Source organism: Flavobacterium sp. Arc3, from assembly GCF_041431375.1.
Lineage (GTDB): Bacteria > Bacteroidota > Bacteroidia > Flavobacteriales > Flavobacteriaceae > Flavobacterium.
This window is the reverse complement of record NZ_JASMRI010000025.1, coordinates 1-14,927: the sequence shown is the minus strand read 5'-3', so window position 1 is coordinate 14,927 and position 14,927 is coordinate 1. Positions and strand designations below refer to the sequence as shown.

14 protein-coding genes are annotated in these 14,927 nt (G+C 32.8%); 8 read left to right on the top strand and 6 right to left on the bottom strand.

All coding sequences use genetic code 11. The features are described 5' to 3' along the window. Positions 1–8: 8 nt before the first annotated feature. The 7 genes from QO200_RS15895 to QO200_RS15865 all read left to right on the top strand — a co-directional run bounded on the left by QO200_RS15895 (position 9) and on the right by QO200_RS15865 (position 7,295). Positions 9–2,306: a PAS domain S-box protein gene (locus tag QO200_RS15895; RefSeq protein ID WP_371541981.1), complete on the top strand. Its 2,298-nt coding sequence runs from the start codon at positions 9–11 to the stop codon at positions 2,304–2,306. Between the two features lie 3 nt (positions 2,307–2,309). Continuing rightward, positions 2,310–3,440: an FIST signal transduction protein gene (locus QO200_RS15890; RefSeq protein ID WP_371541979.1), complete on the top strand. Its 1,131-nt coding sequence runs from the start codon at positions 2,310–2,312 to the stop codon at positions 3,438–3,440. A 2-nt stretch (positions 3,441–3,442) separates the two neighbouring features. Further along, entirely contained in the window at positions 3,443–4,480 is a 1,038-nt protein-coding gene (locus QO200_RS15885) for an ATP-binding protein (protein ID WP_371541977.1), read from the top strand. Further along, positions 4,467–4,784: an Hpt domain-containing protein gene (locus QO200_RS15880; protein WP_371541975.1), complete on the top strand. Its 318-nt coding sequence runs from the start codon at positions 4,467–4,469 to the stop codon at positions 4,782–4,784. Before QO200_RS15885 ends, QO200_RS15880 begins: the two co-directional genes overlap by 14 nt. Before the next feature lie 13 nt (positions 4,785–4,797). Then, positions 4,798–5,505 (top strand): LytR/AlgR family response regulator transcription factor, encoded by a 708-nt coding sequence (locus tag QO200_RS15875; RefSeq protein WP_371541972.1) that lies wholly within the window; start codon positions 4,798–4,800, stop codon positions 5,503–5,505. 332 nt (positions 5,506–5,837) lie between these two features. Continuing rightward, entirely contained in the window at positions 5,838–6,170 is a 333-nt protein-coding gene (locus QO200_RS15870) for a hypothetical protein (RefSeq protein WP_371541969.1), read from the top strand. A gap of 414 nt (positions 6,171–6,584) precedes the next feature. Beyond that, complete coding sequence (locus tag QO200_RS15865; RefSeq protein WP_371541967.1) at positions 6,585–7,295, top strand: PH domain-containing protein; 711 nt, start codon at positions 6,585–6,587, stop codon at positions 7,293–7,295. A gap of 63 nt (positions 7,296–7,358) precedes the next feature. On the opposite strand, the gene QO200_RS15860 is transcribed toward QO200_RS15865, so the two are convergent. The 3 genes from QO200_RS15860 to QO200_RS15850 form a co-directional block, all read right to left on the bottom strand. Continuing rightward, positions 7,359–8,459, bottom strand: a complete 1,101-nt coding sequence (locus QO200_RS15860; protein ID WP_371541964.1) for a DUF4407 domain-containing protein — start codon at positions 8,457–8,459, stop codon at positions 7,359–7,361. A 153-nt stretch (positions 8,460–8,612) separates the two neighbouring features. Further along, the gene (pckA, locus tag QO200_RS15855) at positions 8,613–10,214 is read right to left on the bottom strand and encodes a phosphoenolpyruvate carboxykinase (ATP) (protein WP_371541962.1); all 1,602 of its coding nucleotides are present in this window, start codon (positions 10,212–10,214) and stop codon (positions 8,613–8,615) included. An 83-nt stretch (positions 10,215–10,297) separates the two neighbouring features. After that, positions 10,298–10,681 carry a DUF423 domain-containing protein gene (locus QO200_RS15850; RefSeq protein WP_371541959.1) on the bottom strand — a complete coding sequence of 128 codons (384 nt, stop codon included), beginning with the start codon at positions 10,679–10,681 and terminating at the stop codon, positions 10,298–10,300. Positions 10,682–10,889: 208 nt separating this feature from the next. Here QO200_RS15850 and QO200_RS15845 point away from each other — a divergent pair, with 208 nt between their 5' ends. Beyond that, entirely contained in the window at positions 10,890–12,248 is a 1,359-nt protein-coding gene (locus tag QO200_RS15845; protein WP_371541957.1) for a saccharopine dehydrogenase family protein, read from the top strand. A gap of 78 nt (positions 12,249–12,326) precedes the next feature. Here the strand turns inward: QO200_RS15845 and QO200_RS15840 are convergent, their stop codons facing one another. The 3 genes from QO200_RS15840 to QO200_RS15830 are packed head-to-tail and all read right to left on the bottom strand — an operon-like array spanning position 12,327 to position 14,608. Beyond that, positions 12,327–13,802, bottom strand: coding sequence for a M56 family metallopeptidase (locus tag QO200_RS15840; RefSeq protein WP_371541955.1), 1,476 nt, complete (start codon positions 13,800–13,802; stop codon positions 12,327–12,329). Next, a complete protein-coding gene (locus QO200_RS15835; RefSeq protein ID WP_371541952.1) occupies positions 13,799–14,173 on the bottom strand; it encodes a BlaI/MecI/CopY family transcriptional regulator in 375 nt (124 codons plus the stop codon). The genes QO200_RS15840 and QO200_RS15835 overlap by 4 nt, the downstream gene beginning before the upstream one ends. A gap of 18 nt (positions 14,174–14,191) precedes the next feature. Beyond that, on the bottom strand, positions 14,192–14,608 hold the full coding sequence (locus QO200_RS15830; protein ID WP_371541949.1) for a hypothetical protein: 417 nt from the start codon (positions 14,606–14,608) through the stop codon (positions 14,192–14,194). Between the last annotated feature and the right edge of the window lie 319 nt (positions 14,609–14,927).

Below are 14,927 nucleotides of genomic sequence, written 5' to 3'. Positions count from 1 at the left end.
TAAATAGGATGAAAAATTTAGAGTTTAATTTTGATGAAGATAGCTTTAACAAGCTATTCCCTTTTTATATTCTAATAGATTCTGATTTAAAAATAAAGGGGTTTGGTAAAAGTTTAGCTAAGGCTTTACCGCTAATTAAGCTCAATGATGATTTTGCGGCATCTTTTAGGGTTAAAAGACCCCATATTGAAAGTGACACTTTTGAAAATATAGTTTCTGTTTTTAATCAATTGGTTCTTATAGGAACAACCTCTGAAGATATTGATTTAAGAGGCCAATTTCAGGAATATAATGGATCTATTTTATTTGTAGGTTCCCCCTGGTTTGTCTCGATGGACCAAGTGCGAGAAAAAAAATTAACACTACACGATTTTGCTTTCCACGACCCTTTATTAGATTTACTCCATGTGCTAAAGACACAAGAAATCACCACGCAAGAATTAAAAGAGCTATTAGTTAAAATTAACAATCAAAAGAAAGCATTAGATAGGGATCAAGAGGAATTGAATAGGCTTTCATTAGTTGCAAGTGCTAATGGAAATGGAGTTCTTTTCACTAAGCCAAACGGTGAAATCATTTGGTGTAATGATGCTTATTTAAAATTGACTGGTTTTTCAAAAGAAGAAGTGATTGGAAATACGCCTATTAACTTAGGGAAATGTGATGAAACTACTGAGGAGGAGTTGCTAAAAATGACAGTGCCATTCGTAAATGGAGAACCATTTAATGTAGAGCATCTTCATCGTCGAAAAGACAATAAAAACTTTTGGGTTAGAACAAAAGGGCAGCCTATTTTAGACTCAGATGGAGAGGTAATACAATACTTTGCCATGATTGAAGATGTAACTGAAGACAAGAAGCACGAGGAAATATTACGAATCGAGAAAGAAAAATATAGCAATATTATTGCCAATATGAATTTAGGGTTGATTGAAGTTGATGAAGACGAGAGGATTGTTTTAGCAAATAATAGTTTTTGTAATTTAAGCGGATATAGCTTAGAGGAGTTAATTGGTAAAAATGCATCTAGTTTACTTCTCACAGAAGACGGTAAGAAAGTCATAAAAGAAAAAAACGAACTCAGAGTTAAAGGAATTACAGATTCGTATGAAATTCAAATAAAGAATAAAAAAGGAGAACTACGTCATTGGTTAGTTAGTGGCGCACCAAATTATGATATAAATGGTATAGTGACTGGTTCTATAGGTATTCATTTAGATATAACAGAACAGAAAGCACAAGAAGAAAGTTTATATTTACTATCCTTAATTGCTGAAAAGAATATTAATTCAGTTGTGATTAGTGATGTCGAGGGCAGGATAGAATGGGTTAACTCTAGTTTTGAAAAAATGTCTGGCTATTCTAAAGAGGAATTAGTTGGAAAAAAACCGGGGCATTTATTGCAAGGCCAAGAAACAAATCCTGAAACTGTTGAATATTTAAAAACTCAAATTAGTAAAGGCCTACCTTTTGCTTGTGAAATTATAAATTACTCGAAAGCAGGAGACAAATATTGGGTAAAGATTCAAGGACAAGCTTTGTATAGTAAAAAAGGAGAAATTGTTCGGTTTTTTGCGATTCAAGAAAATATTTCCAGCAAGAAAACATTAGAAAATCAACGAGAAGAATTAGTAGCGAGCTTAGCGAAAACAAATAAAGAACTTGAAGATTATGCCCAAATAGTTTCTCATGATTTAAAATCACCACTACGTAGTATACATTCTTTAATTTCTTGGATTAAAGAGGACAATGACAAAGCCTTTAGCGCGCAAACTTTGAAATATTTTTCAATGATGGAAAATAAAGTAGAGAAAATGGATCGTTTAATAGAAGGGATCTTAACGTATTCTAAAATTGATAAAGAGAATATAGCTGTAGAAAAAGTTAATACTCAGTTAATCATTCAGAGTATAATTGAGATTATTCATATTCCAAAACACATTACAGTTACTATAAAAAATACGTTGCCAATAATTAATGCAGATCGCTATAGAATTCAACAGCTGTTTCAAAACATAATTGGGAATGCTGTAAATTATATAGAAAGAGAAGTTGGTTTAGTTGAAATTTCTTCAGAAGAGTTTGATACTTATTATGTTTTTGCTGTAAAAGATAATGGAGTTGGAATTGCAGAGAAAAACCACGATAAAATATTTAATACTTTTCAATCCTATACCACAAGCGAGCATTCAACAGGTTTGGGTTTATCAATAGTGAAGAAAGTTATTGAAACCTATAAAGGTAAAATATGGATTGAAAGTGAAGAAGGAGTGGGGACTACCTTTTTTATAAAACTTAATAAATAAATTATGAAAATTATTCAGGCCTCCAAAATTGGAAATCAAAACTGGAAGTATTTTCAAGAAAAAATAGAATTGAAAAATCCTTTGGTATTGGTTTTTGGGAATCGATTGTTACTAGAGAATGAAGAAGTCATAAAAAACATTCGTCAAGAATTCCCTTATGAGCATATTGTTTTTGGGTCAACTGCCGGGGAAATAATATGTTGTAATGTAAACGACAATTCTATTTCTGTTACTGCAATCGAATTAGAAAGAAGTTCTTTTATTGTAGAAAGAGAAAATATTCTAGACTACGATAAAAATGCCGAAAAATTAGGAGCAGCTCTTTATAATAAAATCCCAAAAGAAAATTTGAAACATTTATTTGTTTTATCTGAGGGGAGTTTTGTAAACGGAAGTTCCTTAATAAACGGATTAGAGGATGAAATAGATTCGGCAGTTTCAATTACTGGTGGGATGTGTGGAGATGACGCTCGATTTGAAAAAACAGTAGCTTCTTATAAAGCGAATCCAAAAGAAGGAGAAGTTATTTTAATTGGATTTTATGGTGAAACTCTGGAAGTTTCTTTTGCTAGCTTTGGCGGTTGGATTCCTTTTGGACCAGAACGAATAATAACAAAATCGGAAGCTAATATTCTGTATGAAGTTGATGGGCAACCTGCACTTGACTTGTATAAAAAATACCTGGGTGATAAAGCGGAAGAATTACCACAAGCCTCTTTATTATATCCTTTGAATGTGACGCCAGAGGGCAAAAAAGAGCCAGTTGTACGTACTATATTAAAAATTAATAATGAGGATCATTCGATGACTTTAGCGGGTGATGTTCCAGTGAATTCAAAAGTTCAGTTAATGATGGCATCCGTTGATGGTATTGCTGAAGGAGCTCACATGGCGGCAGAATATGCCATGAAAAACAGAAAAAACGCGCCAGAAATCGCAATTATAGTAAGTTGTATTGGTCGGAAATTAGTGATGAATCAAAGGGTAGAAGAAGAAGTTGAGGAAGTTAGAGAACGTATTGGAGAAAAGGTACCTATGACGGGATTTTACTCCTATGGAGAAATGGCTCCTTTTAACGGAAGTACTTCTTGTGAATTACACAATCAAACCATGACATTAACCTTAATAAGTTAATAATGAACCCATTACTAAAAAGGCAAATAGATAAAAAACTTAAAGGGGGACTGAATGATTTAGATCTGTTTCTTGAAGCGATTAATGATTCCTATGTTAATTTTGAAGATCAGATAGCATTATTGCAAAGAGCAATGAAAATTAGTTCTGATGAGCTTTTTGAAGCCAATCAAAAATTAAGAGATGAAGCTGAAAGTTTAAAAGAAGTAAATAGAAACCTTGAATTCATTCTTAATTCTATGAGTGTTGATGAATCAATTGCACCAAAATCAGATTCATTTAATTCGTCAGATTATATTAAAGATCAATCATTCGAGATTGTGAAAATTAATAAACAAAGGGAAGAATTACTATTGAGTCTTGAAAAACAAAATAAAGAGTTAAATGAGTATGCGCACATGGTTTCTCATGATTTGAAAGCGCCGTTGAGAAGCATTGACACCTTGATTAACTGGTTTATTGAAGATAATCAAGTAATGATGAATGAAGATAATACTAAGTCATTAAACTTAATTCTTTCTAATGTTGAAAAAATGGATTTGTTAATTAAAGGCATTTTGGATTATTCAGCAATCGAAAAACAAAAGGATGATGATAGAATTATTGATTTGAATATTTTAGTAGATGAAATTTTAAGGACGAATTCGATTCAAAGTCATGTTGATATCCAAATTAAAAATGAACTACCTAAAATTTTCGGTAATGATTTTAGATTCAAACAATTATTTCAAAATCTAATTCAAAATGCTATAAAATACAATGATAAAGAAAATATAGAGATAGAAATAGGGAGCACTGAGAATGATAGTGAGTTTAGTTTTTATATAAAAGACAACGGGATTGGTATTCCAGGAGTGTATCAAAATAAAATATTTGATATGTTTTCAAAACTAGAAAACAATGATTCTTCCTCTGGTATTGGACTTGCGATAGTTAAAAAAATCATTAAGTTTTATAAAGGGAAAATTTGGCTAGAAAGCCAAGAGAATAAAGGAACAATTTTTTATTTCACAATAGCCAAAGAGAATGGAACAGCCTAATTTAAATTATATCAAGGAGCTCTCAGGGGATAACCTCGATTTTAAGAATAAAATAATAGCTATTCTTAAAAAAGAACTTCCAGATGAAATTGCATTATATACTCAAGAATATGCAAATGCCAATTATTTATTAGCGGCCCAATCTGTTCATAAATTAAAACATAAAATATCTGTACTTGGTTTAGAAAAAAGTTATTATATTGCTGAAGAATATGAAAATAACTTAAAAGATAACTCAACAGATTTGAATGCTGATTTTGAAAATATTTTAAAGAGCATGCAGGATTTCGTGAGTCATTTATGATACTTTTTGGCTTATGAATTGCATTATAATTGATGATGAAGAAATGGCAAGAGCAATTATTGCTCAATTCATTACAAATTACTCTGATATAAATATTGCAAGTCAATTTTCAAATGCACTACAGGCCATTAAATATTTAAATCAAAATGATGTTGATTTAATATTTTTGGATATCCATATGCCTGATTTCACAGGTTTTGATTTTATTCAAACGATTAAAAACCCTCCCAAGACAATTTTGGTTACTTCCGATAGAAACTTTGCTATTGAGGCATTCGAATATGAATGTATTGTAGATTATCTTGTAAAACCGATTACTGCAGATCGTTTTCAAAAAGCAGTTCAAAAAGCAAATGCATATCAAAGAACTGACAGTTTGAAAGAAAACGCTGCTGTTGCCGAGGACAATGTAAAGGAGTTTTATGTTAATATTGACCGCAGGTTGATCAAAATTGATATTGCTTCCGTAAATATTGTTGAAGCCAAAGGAGATTATATTCATATAAAAACGGAGGGTAATAATTATATTGTTCATTCTACGCTTAAAAAAATAGAAGATAAATTACCCAAAGATTTATTCTTAAGAGTGCATCGTTCTTTTATAATCAACACCAAGAAAATTATTGACATTGAAGATAATAGTGTCTTAATTGGCAAAGACGTTATACCAGTAAGTCGAGCCAATAGGCCTGAGTTAATGAAAAGATTAAATCTTCTATAATCTGTTTGACAGTGCATAAACTGCATTTCTACCTTTTGAGTTTCTGCAAGAAAATTAAAAAATAAAAGGGATTTAAATGCTGTTAGTATTGTTGCTAAAATATTGAATTATCTACAGGACAGTAATAATAGGTAATGACTTTTAATCAATTTTTTATTATAGGAGTAATCAAGGTTAATAAAGAAGCACGACGGTCTTTTTAGTAGTAAAAAAACTATTTTTGCAGGTAAATAGTGTAGTTCGTCGGTCATAATAGGCTTTTAAGCTATGTTTTGATATTTTTGGATCTGAAACTAAATTGTCAAAAAGTGGAAAGGAAATTACAAAACACAATGTCATTTGAAGTATCAGACGCTTTAGATGATCACGATGAATACTATCTGGTTTCTTTGAAGTGGTCTTTAATAAATGAACAGTACATTACTTTTGTCCGAAAAGAAGCTTTAGCTTATTGTTATGATTTGGATTGGGCTGGACCTATGACTAAATTTGATTTAGAAAAGAAAGTCCTAAATGATAAAACTGCAATTGTCCCACGATCAAAAATAAAATCCTTTTTAGTAAAAGTATACACAGATAATAAACAACGTTTTATGTTGCCTAATAGTAACGAGGTAAGGAAAATTATTGGTTTTGAAGATGCTGTTTTACAAATCGTTATTTAGATAAAACAATGTTGTTTCTTATTTCTTTATTTTATTAGGAGTGCTGATTCGTGCGTTCCAGTCTTCTGTTATATAGTATACATTACAGTCTTCTGTTGTAAGTTCAATATATGTACCAAGCAAATTTTATTTCAGGGGAAATCTAATTTCGTTGAAAGTAAACGCAGCCGCTGTAGTAGAAACTATATTACTTCGAGGTATAAAAAATAAATAGCAAATATTTTAATGAGGTCGTGCTTTATAAGTGTGGCCTCTTTTTTTTTGGTTAATATTGTTGGTTCACAAAAGTTTAACTAAGAAAACACAAAATGAAATTGCAGAATAATAAAATTAGGTATTACTTTTGCTAAGGATTATTTAATGTGCTGAAATGACTTAGCATATTAGAAAAATCTGAAATAAATTCAGCTTACAATGAAAGACCAAATAAAGAAATTCTTAAACGAGGAACAAGACCCTAAAGCCATCGAAAAAATCACTTCAAAGCTGAATGATTTATTGATGAAAAATGAAGAAATAGGTTATATCGGAGTGCAGAAAAAACCGGCCCTTACCGTTTTTCCGGATAGCATTGTCATGACCAATAAAAGAATAGTCATTTGTCAGCCGAAAAATCTAGGTCTTTCCATGGATTTTACAGACTATACTTGGGATCAAATCGAAGGGACTTTTGTAAAGGAAAATATATTAGGGTCTGAATTTTCGTTTTCGACCAAGACAGATATGACCGTTTCGATTGATTATATTCCGAAAACGCAGGCTAGAAAAATGTATACTTTTGCAAAAGAGCAGATGGATATATTGAAAATAGGAACCGTTTTTAATAATGTAGTGGCTGAGGAAATCCAATTTGAAAACGTAGAATCAGCTGAAGAAATTGAAGAGATGGAAACGGAGGAAGTGACTAGTTTCAGCGAATTAATGCCTGTTACTCCACCACCTTTACCTTATCAAAACGACGTTTTTGAGAGTCCTTCTGAAAACGCCAAAGAAAATGGATTAGCAGCTTTGTCTCAAGATGAGTTGTTTGAGAAATTACAGAATTATAAAAAATTACTAGACAATGGTTTAATTCTTCAAGGAGAATATGACGCCTATAAAAAAGAGATTTTAAGCTTTATGTAATACAGCTTATAAACAAAGTAAAAAGGTCGAATGATAGGTATTATCATTTGACCTTTTTTAGTATTATAAAGTTCTCTTCTGTTTTTCTACAAAATTAGTAGCTTGTAATTCCAGTAACTCCGTTGCTTTTTTTCTTTGCAAGTCATATAGATTTTTGTCTTTTGCAATGTCTTCATATACTTTATCATGCATCATGGCGCTTGTTTTGACTAATAAATTGCGCTGGTATTTGTCTTGCTCTAATGTTGCTTTTAAGGCCGTTTCTAAATCTTCCAGTTTAAAATCGTATTCCCCTTTTGGAGAAAGTAATTTTGCAATAATAGGAGACGTTTCAATAGCTAAAAATAAGAGCATGATAAATAATGAGGGAAGTGAAGGTAATTTGTTTAAAGCGTTTACACGAGCCATTAAACCATCAAATCCATCGATTATAGGTCGTGTTTCTGTTACTTTTTTATCAAGGTCGGCTTGGAGTAAACTTGATTGCTGTTCTTTTTCAGCAATTTTTGCCAAGTTGTTTTTTCGAATAGTATCCAGCTGTGCGGACGCAAGATTATGCTTGGCTATTTTCTCTTCAAAAACAGGGCCTTTACCAAGCTTCAATGTGCCTTTTGTTCCTTCTGCTTCTGCTATATAGGTTTCGTACAAGGTGTTGACTTCTTTTTCTTTTTTTGAAATATCCGCTTTTAAATCTGCAATTTCGGCCTTGTTTTTGTCTAAATCGGATTTGAAGTAGTCAGCCACTTCTTTTTTATTCTCAAGTGCCATTGCGTTTTTCTCTTTCAATAAAACGGTATTGATTTCTTTCTCAAAAATTTTAATTTCTAAGGGTTTCGATATTACGATTGCAATGATAATGGCAAGAATAATTCTGGGAGTTGCTTGTAGAAATTCACTTCCGAATTTATCTCTTTTTCGAATGGTAGAAACAATGAATCGGTCCAGATTAAAGATGAGTAAACTCCAGACTAATCCAAAAAGTAGGGCGGGGTAAACGCTGTCGAAAACAGTAAATAAAGCATAAGAACTGGCAATAAAAGCCATAACTGCGGTAAAGAAAACGGTGGCGCCAATACCTGCGTATTTGGTTTGTTCTCCTTGGGAACAGCCTTCCAGAATCTCGTTGTCAGCACCTGAACAGAGGATGAAGAATTGTTTTAACATGATTGATTTTTTTGATTGATTGATGATTGCAAATTTAAGACCAAAAAATCAATAATGTTGTAAAACCCTCATTTGTTTTGGTTAGGGGTTTCTTGAAATCAAAAAGAGCTGTTCGAAGGGAACAGCTCTTTTCTTTTTTGAATTATAATTAACTTATGCATTTGGTGCTCCTGCCATAATTTCGGCATTGGCAAACTCTTCAAATTTGGCAAAATTAGCATTGAATTTCTTTCCTAATTCTATTGCTTTATGATCGTATAAATCTTTGTCTTCCCAAGTGTTTCTAGGATTTAATATTTCGCTAGGTACTTCAGGGCAGCTTTGCGGAATAGCAATTCCAAAGACAATATGATTTTTATATTCTACTGTATCTAGTTCCCCGTTTAAAGCAGCGGTAATCATAGCACGAGTGTATTTTAATTTCATTCGGGTACCTGTTCCATAAGCTCCACCAGTCCATCCGGTGTTGATTAACCATACTTTTACATCCACTTCTTGGATTTTTTTACTCAACATTTCAGCATATGTTGTTGGGTGAAGAGGCATAAATGGCGCTCCAAAACAAGCAGAGAAATTAGGTTGAGGTTCTGTTACTCCAGCTTCTGTTCCAGCAACTTTTGCAGTATAACCAGAGATAAAGTGGTAAGCTGCTTGTCCCGGCGTTAATCTGGAAATAGGAGGTAGAATTCCAAAAGAATCTGCGGTTAAGAAAAATATGTTTTTAGGATTTTTTCCAATAGAACCTGGTTGGATGTTATCAATATGAAATATCGGGTAGCTTACTCTTGTATTTGGTGTGATAGAAACATCTTCGAAGTCAACTTCATTTGTTCCTTTTTTGAACCCTACATTTTCTAAAATCGCTCCTTTTTTAATGGCTCTAAAAATATCTGGTTCATTTTCTTCAGAAAGATTCACCACTTTAGCATAGCATCCGCCTTCAAAGTTGAATACAGTATTTTCACTAGTCCATCCATGTTCATCGTCTCCAATCAGTTTTCTTTTTGGATCTGCTGATAAGGTAGTTTTACCAGTTCCTGATAAACCAAAGAAAATGGCTGTGTCTTCTTTGTCACCTACATTAGCGCTACAATGCATAGGCAATGAATTCTTGTTTACAGGCAAGATGAAATTTAAGGCAGAAAAAATTCCTTTTTTCATTTCACCAGTATAACCGGTTCCTCCAATAAGAACTACTTTTCTTGTGAAATCCAAGATGGCAAAATTGCTTTGACGTGTACCGTCAATTGCAGGGTCTGCCATGAAACTTGGAACACATACTAAAGTCCATTCTGGTGTGAAGTTTTCAAGTTCATCTTCGTTTGGTCTCAAAAACATATTGTAACAAAATAAATTTGCCCAAGGAGTTTCAGTAACTACGCGAACATTTAATCTGTAATTAGGGTCGGCACATACATAAGAATCCCTAACGAATACTTCTTTGTTTGATAAGTAAGAAGTTACTTTTTTGTACAGTTTTTCAAAAGCTGTAGGGTCAAAGGGAATGTTCACTTTTCCCCACCAAACTTGGTTCTCTGTAATGCTGTCTTTAACGATAAATCGATCCAAAGGCGAGCGTCCTGTGTATTCTCCTGTATTCACGGCTAAAGCACCAGTCGAAGTTTCGATTCCTTGGCCTGACGCGATGGTCATGTCATGTAATTCGTTGGCTGATAATTGATAATGAATCTTTGCGTTTTCGATTCCTAAGTCATTTAGCGCAATCGATTTCGTAAACGGTGTGTTATTATTCATAAAATTATGTATTGGGTAGTTAAATTATTTGAATACAAAAGTAGAGCTAATATTTTAGATACGATTTAATTATCTAATTTTTGTTAGTTTTTCTTCAGAAATTTTGTAAATAACACGCCCCAAGCCACTATTAATAGGAGTCCACCGATAGGAGTTACAAAACCAATAACTTTAAAATCAAAAGAAGTTAGGGTGTTTGTGGCTAATAAATAGATAGATCCAGAAAACAAAACGATACCAAAAATGACTAAATAATAGATAGTTTTCTTCGCTTTTTCGCTTAGGTCAGTTAATATTCCAATAAAGATTAAAAACAACGCATGGTACATTTGATATCGGACTCCTGTTTCAAAAGTTATAAGCTGTTCAGGTAGTAACACATTTTTTAGGGCATGTGCTCCAAACGCACCTAATATTATTGCTATCATACCAAAAAGAGCTCCTGTTGCAATTAATTTCTTATTCATTTTTCTGTGGTTTTATTCTCTGTAAAAGTATTCCTTATCGAGTGAATATAAAAGAGTTTTTGTTGATTATGTTTAGACTTTATCAAGGTCTAAAAATTAAAAACAGATCAATTTGTTTATTAAGTTGTGAACAGCTCGTCGTTTTTAACAAGGACTATTTGTTATAAATACAACAATTATATATATTTGTGTTATATTTATATAACATATGAGAACCATTTTAATTATAGGTGCAGGTAGATCAGCATCCTCGTTGATACAATATCTTTTAAATAAATCAGAAAAGGAGAACCTACATCTTGTTATTGGTGATCTGTCATTGGCCTTAGCCCAAAAGAAAACAAACAATCATCCCAATGCTACTGCAATAGCCTTAGATATTTTTGATACTAGTCAGAGAAAAGAAGCTATAGAAAAGGCAGATATCGTTATCTCGATGTTACCAGCTCATTTGCATATTGAGGTAGCAAGAGATTGTGTTGTTTATAAAAAAAACTTGGTTACCGCTTCTTATGTTAGTGATGCTATGCAGGAACTGGACGAAGCTGTAAAGGAAAATAATTTGATCTTCATGAATGAAATTGGGCTTGATCCAGGGGTTGATCATATGAGTGCCATGAAGATTATTGATGAAATCAGGGATAAAGAAGGGAAGATGCTTTTGTTTGAATCTTTTTGCGGTGGACTAGTCGCTCCTGAGTCTGATACAAATTTGTGGAATTATAAGTTCACATGGGCGCCCCGCAATGTTGTACTTGCCGGACAGGGTGGCGCAGCTAAATTTATTCAAGAGGGAACTTATAAATATATCCCCTATTGTAATTTATTTAGAAGAACAGAATTCTTACAAGTGGAGGGATATGGTCGATTTGAAGCCTATTCTAACAGAGATTCTTTAAAATATAGAAGTGTTTATGGTTTAGATGATGTACTAACCTTATATCGAGGTACTATTCGTCGTGTTGGATTTTCAAAAGCTTGGAATATGTTTGTTCAACTGGGAATGACGGATGAAAGCTATGTGATGGAAGATTGTGAAAACATGAGTTACCGACAATTTGTAAACTCATTCTTGCCTTACCATCCTACAGATTCAGTAGAAATTAAGACACGATTGATTCTAAAAATTGATCAGGATGATATTATGTGGGATAAGCTTTTGGAATTGGATTTATTCAATAGCAAAAAAATAGTGGGTCTTAAAAAAGGCACGCCGGCACAAATACTGGAAAAAATTTTAAGTGATAAGTGGACATTAGAATCAGACGATAAGGATATGATCGTGATGTATCATAAATTCGGATACGAGTTAGATGGTGTAAAGAAACAAATCGATTCTAAAATGGTTTGCATTGGCGAAGACCAAACTTATACAGCGATGGCTAAGACCGTTGGATTGCCAGTTGCCATGGCGACTTTACTAATACTGAACGGAAAGATAACCACTCCCGGAGTACAATTACCTATACGAAAAGAAGTGTATTTACCTATTTTGAAAGAATTAGAGGAATATGGAGTTGTTTTTAAAGAACAAATGATGCCGTATTTAGGGTATAAACCTGATTGAGAATTTAGTTAGCCCTTTTTTAGATTTTGTAGTAAGATAAATCCGCCTCTAGTAGAAGCGGATTTATTGTTTTAAAAACTATTTTGCAGTTTGAACAGTAATAGGTAAGCTGTACATAGTTCTAACGGGTTCTTCATTTATTTTACCGGGGATCCATTTAGGGGATAGTTTTAAAACTCGAACTGCCTCTTCGCCAGTTCCATGCCCTATGTCTCTTAGGATTCTAAAATCGGTTAAAGAGCCGTCTTTTTCAACAGTAAAAGTTACGTATACTTTTCCTTTTAATTTGTTTTCATAAGCTTCGTTTGAAATTGTAAAATTTTCGCCAACAAATTTATAGAAACTCTCCATTCCTCCAGGATATGCTGGTTTTTCCGTTAACCCAGTTGTACTGTAGACTGCATTTTCATCTTCGTCTTTTACTTTAATATTCTTTGGGTCGTACGGATCTATAACAAATGTTTCTGGCCCCCCTTCTTTCATTACTCGATCAACTTCGCTGTTAGTCAAAGGTTTGTTTTTGTTGTAAATAAATGGAGGAACTAGGTTTTTTTCTTTAGTTGTTAAATCTGCGTATTTTTTATCGGCAACAACTTTTCCGTTTTCATCTTTAACCTTAAATGTAGTTTTGTCGTAGTAGTTTTTAAATAAAGTAGATTTGTTTGTAGCGGTACTTTCCTCTTTTTTGTTACTTTCTTGTGCTACTACTTTTGTGCATAATGAAAATAGAAGTCCAGTCATTAAAGGAATAATAAGTCCCTTTTTAAATAATGCTGTTGTTGTCGATGTGGTTTTTGTCATCATAATTAATCGTTTTTTAGTTACTGAATAGTTTAAATTACTGGCCAAGTAATAGGTTGGGTTCGCGTTTGCCTTAGAAATTAATAGGTTCTGGTAAAACGGAACATCGTTATGTGATTTTACGACTTTCTCATCAGCAAGAAATTCGTGATTGAGTTGGATCGCTTTTTTATAGAAAATAAATATAGGGTTAAACCAAAAGAATACTTTCAGAGTTTCAATGAGTAATATGTCTAGTGTATGTCTTTGGGTTACGTGTATTAACTCGTGTGTGTACAGTTCAGCTTCAATTTTTCGATTGTGATAATCATCTTGATTGATGAAGATTTTATTCAAGAATGTGTACGGCAATGTTGCTTCTTTTAGCAAAATTAATTGAGAATTTTTATAAGTAATTGCTTCGCTGGATTTTGCTTTCACGTTCAATTTTATAATGTTTCTGATAAACCGATATAGTAATATTGAGGTCACTGCAGTATAAATCGACCAGATTGAAATTAACCAATAATTTGTTGAGTCTTGCACAGCAGCTATAGTTTCTCCCTCGAGTTTTACAGTGTTTTGCGCAATTAATGGATTTGTGATTTCCTGAATTACTTCAAAAGTTATAAACGGAATCGTGAATGAAAACAATAAGCAGAACAATAGGTAAAACCTGTTGAATTGATGTATTTTTTCTTTCTCCAATACTAAATGGTACGCAACTAAAAGCACGAACAATGAAACTGTTGATTTGATTAAAAAGTCGTTCATTTTTTCTTTTTTTGAATGGCATTATCTACTATTTTTTTGAGCTCTTCTAATTCCTTTTCGGTAAGATTCGTCTCATTGGTAAAGAAAGAAGCAAACTGTGAAGCAGAATCGTTGAAGAAATCTTTTATCAGTCCGTTTACATGTTTAGAGAAATAGGCTGTTTTTTTTACTAATGGATAGTATTCTCTAGAGTTGCCAAACTCTTTGTAAGCCACAAACTCTTTGTCAATCATTCTTTTTAGCAAAGTAGCCACGGTAGTTGTCTTTGGTTTTGGTTGTGGATATGCTTCGAGTAGGTCTTTCATAAAAGCTCTCTCTAATTTCCAGAGGTGCTCCATTAGTTGTTCTTCGGCGTTTGTAAGCTGTTGCATTTTTATTTTTTTTAAGTTTTATTGCAAGATTGTTTCAGAGGTAAGCTTGCCATTGTTATAATTTCGTTTGATTATTAGTTTTCCTTTATCGTTGTAGAATTCCCAGTTGCCACTGTAAAACCAATGGGCGTATTTAGTGCTAGTGTCTAAAACTGTTTTTCCTCGGGACTGTGTTTTTCCATTTTCGTGATAAAATTTGGTGTAACAGGCATTTCCTTTGTACTTTTCTTTTTTGATTATTTTACCGTCTAGATAATAACGCCATTTTTTTATGGGATCGTCGTTTTTATATTTTCCGACTGATTTATAATGCAGACTGTCTAGTGAATATTGTTCTATCCAAAGACCTTCTCTTTTTTTATTTATTTTTTGGTTGGTTTTACAGGAAAACAAACTCAAAATTAGACAACTTAGAATGATAATTAGTTTTTTCATGTGTTTTTGCTCTACAGAAAAAGATGTTGCTCTACAAATGTAGAACAATTAATTAATAAAACAAGTTTTTGTGTAGAAATATTTAGTTATTAGGAAGTTGCGTTAAGGATAGTAGTGGAAATCCTTATTTGTTTTTACAAATAAGATTGCAGCGGATAGCCTGACCTCATTGCAGAACGGGCGTATGAGTTTGAAAAAAGTTTGTGCAACGAGGGAACGCCAAAAAAAATCCGCTCGATGAGTAGACTGCCCCCAAAAAGTTAGACACTATTTGGGGGTATTTTTATGGAAAGAAAAGTCAAATATGATTATACATTTA

Bases quoted from the DNA above. Each gene is read 5' to 3' on its own strand.
- QO200_RS15895 (WP_371541981.1), top strand. From the start codon at position 9: ATGAAAAATTTAGAGTTTAATTTTGATGAAGATAGCTTTAACAAGCTA.
- QO200_RS15890 (WP_371541979.1), top strand. From the start codon at position 2,310: ATGAAAATTATTCAGGCCTCCAAAATTGGAAATCAAAACTGGAAGTAT.
- QO200_RS15885 (WP_371541977.1), top strand. From the start codon at position 3,443: ATGAACCCATTACTAAAAAGGCAAATAGATAAAAAACTTAAAGGGGGA.
- QO200_RS15880 (WP_371541975.1), top strand. From the start codon at position 4,467: ATGGAACAGCCTAATTTAAATTATATCAAGGAGCTCTCAGGGGATAAC.
- QO200_RS15875 (WP_371541972.1), top strand. From the start codon at position 4,798: ATGAATTGCATTATAATTGATGATGAAGAAATGGCAAGAGCAATTATT.
- QO200_RS15870 (WP_371541969.1), top strand. From the start codon at position 5,838: ATGTCATTTGAAGTATCAGACGCTTTAGATGATCACGATGAATACTAT.
- QO200_RS15865 (WP_371541967.1), top strand. From the start codon at position 6,585: ATGAAAGACCAAATAAAGAAATTCTTAAACGAGGAACAAGACCCTAAA.
- QO200_RS15860 (WP_371541964.1), bottom strand. From the start codon at position 8,459: ATGTTAAAACAATTCTTCATCCTCTGTTCAGGTGCTGACAACGAGATT.
- pckA (WP_371541962.1), bottom strand. From the start codon at position 10,214: ATGAATAATAACACACCGTTTACGAAATCGATTGCGCTAAATGACTTA.
- QO200_RS15850 (WP_371541959.1), bottom strand. From the start codon at position 10,681: ATGAATAAGAAATTAATTGCAACAGGAGCTCTTTTTGGTATGATAGCA.
- QO200_RS15845 (WP_371541957.1), top strand. From the start codon at position 10,890: ATGAGAACCATTTTAATTATAGGTGCAGGTAGATCAGCATCCTCGTTG.
- QO200_RS15840 (WP_371541955.1), bottom strand. From the start codon at position 13,802: ATGAACGACTTTTTAATCAAATCAACAGTTTCATTGTTCGTGCTTTTA.
- QO200_RS15835 (WP_371541952.1), bottom strand. From the start codon at position 14,173: ATGCAACAGCTTACAAACGCCGAAGAACAACTAATGGAGCACCTCTGG.
- QO200_RS15830 (WP_371541949.1), bottom strand. From the start codon at position 14,608: ATGAAAAAACTAATTATCATTCTAAGTTGTCTAATTTTGAGTTTGTTT.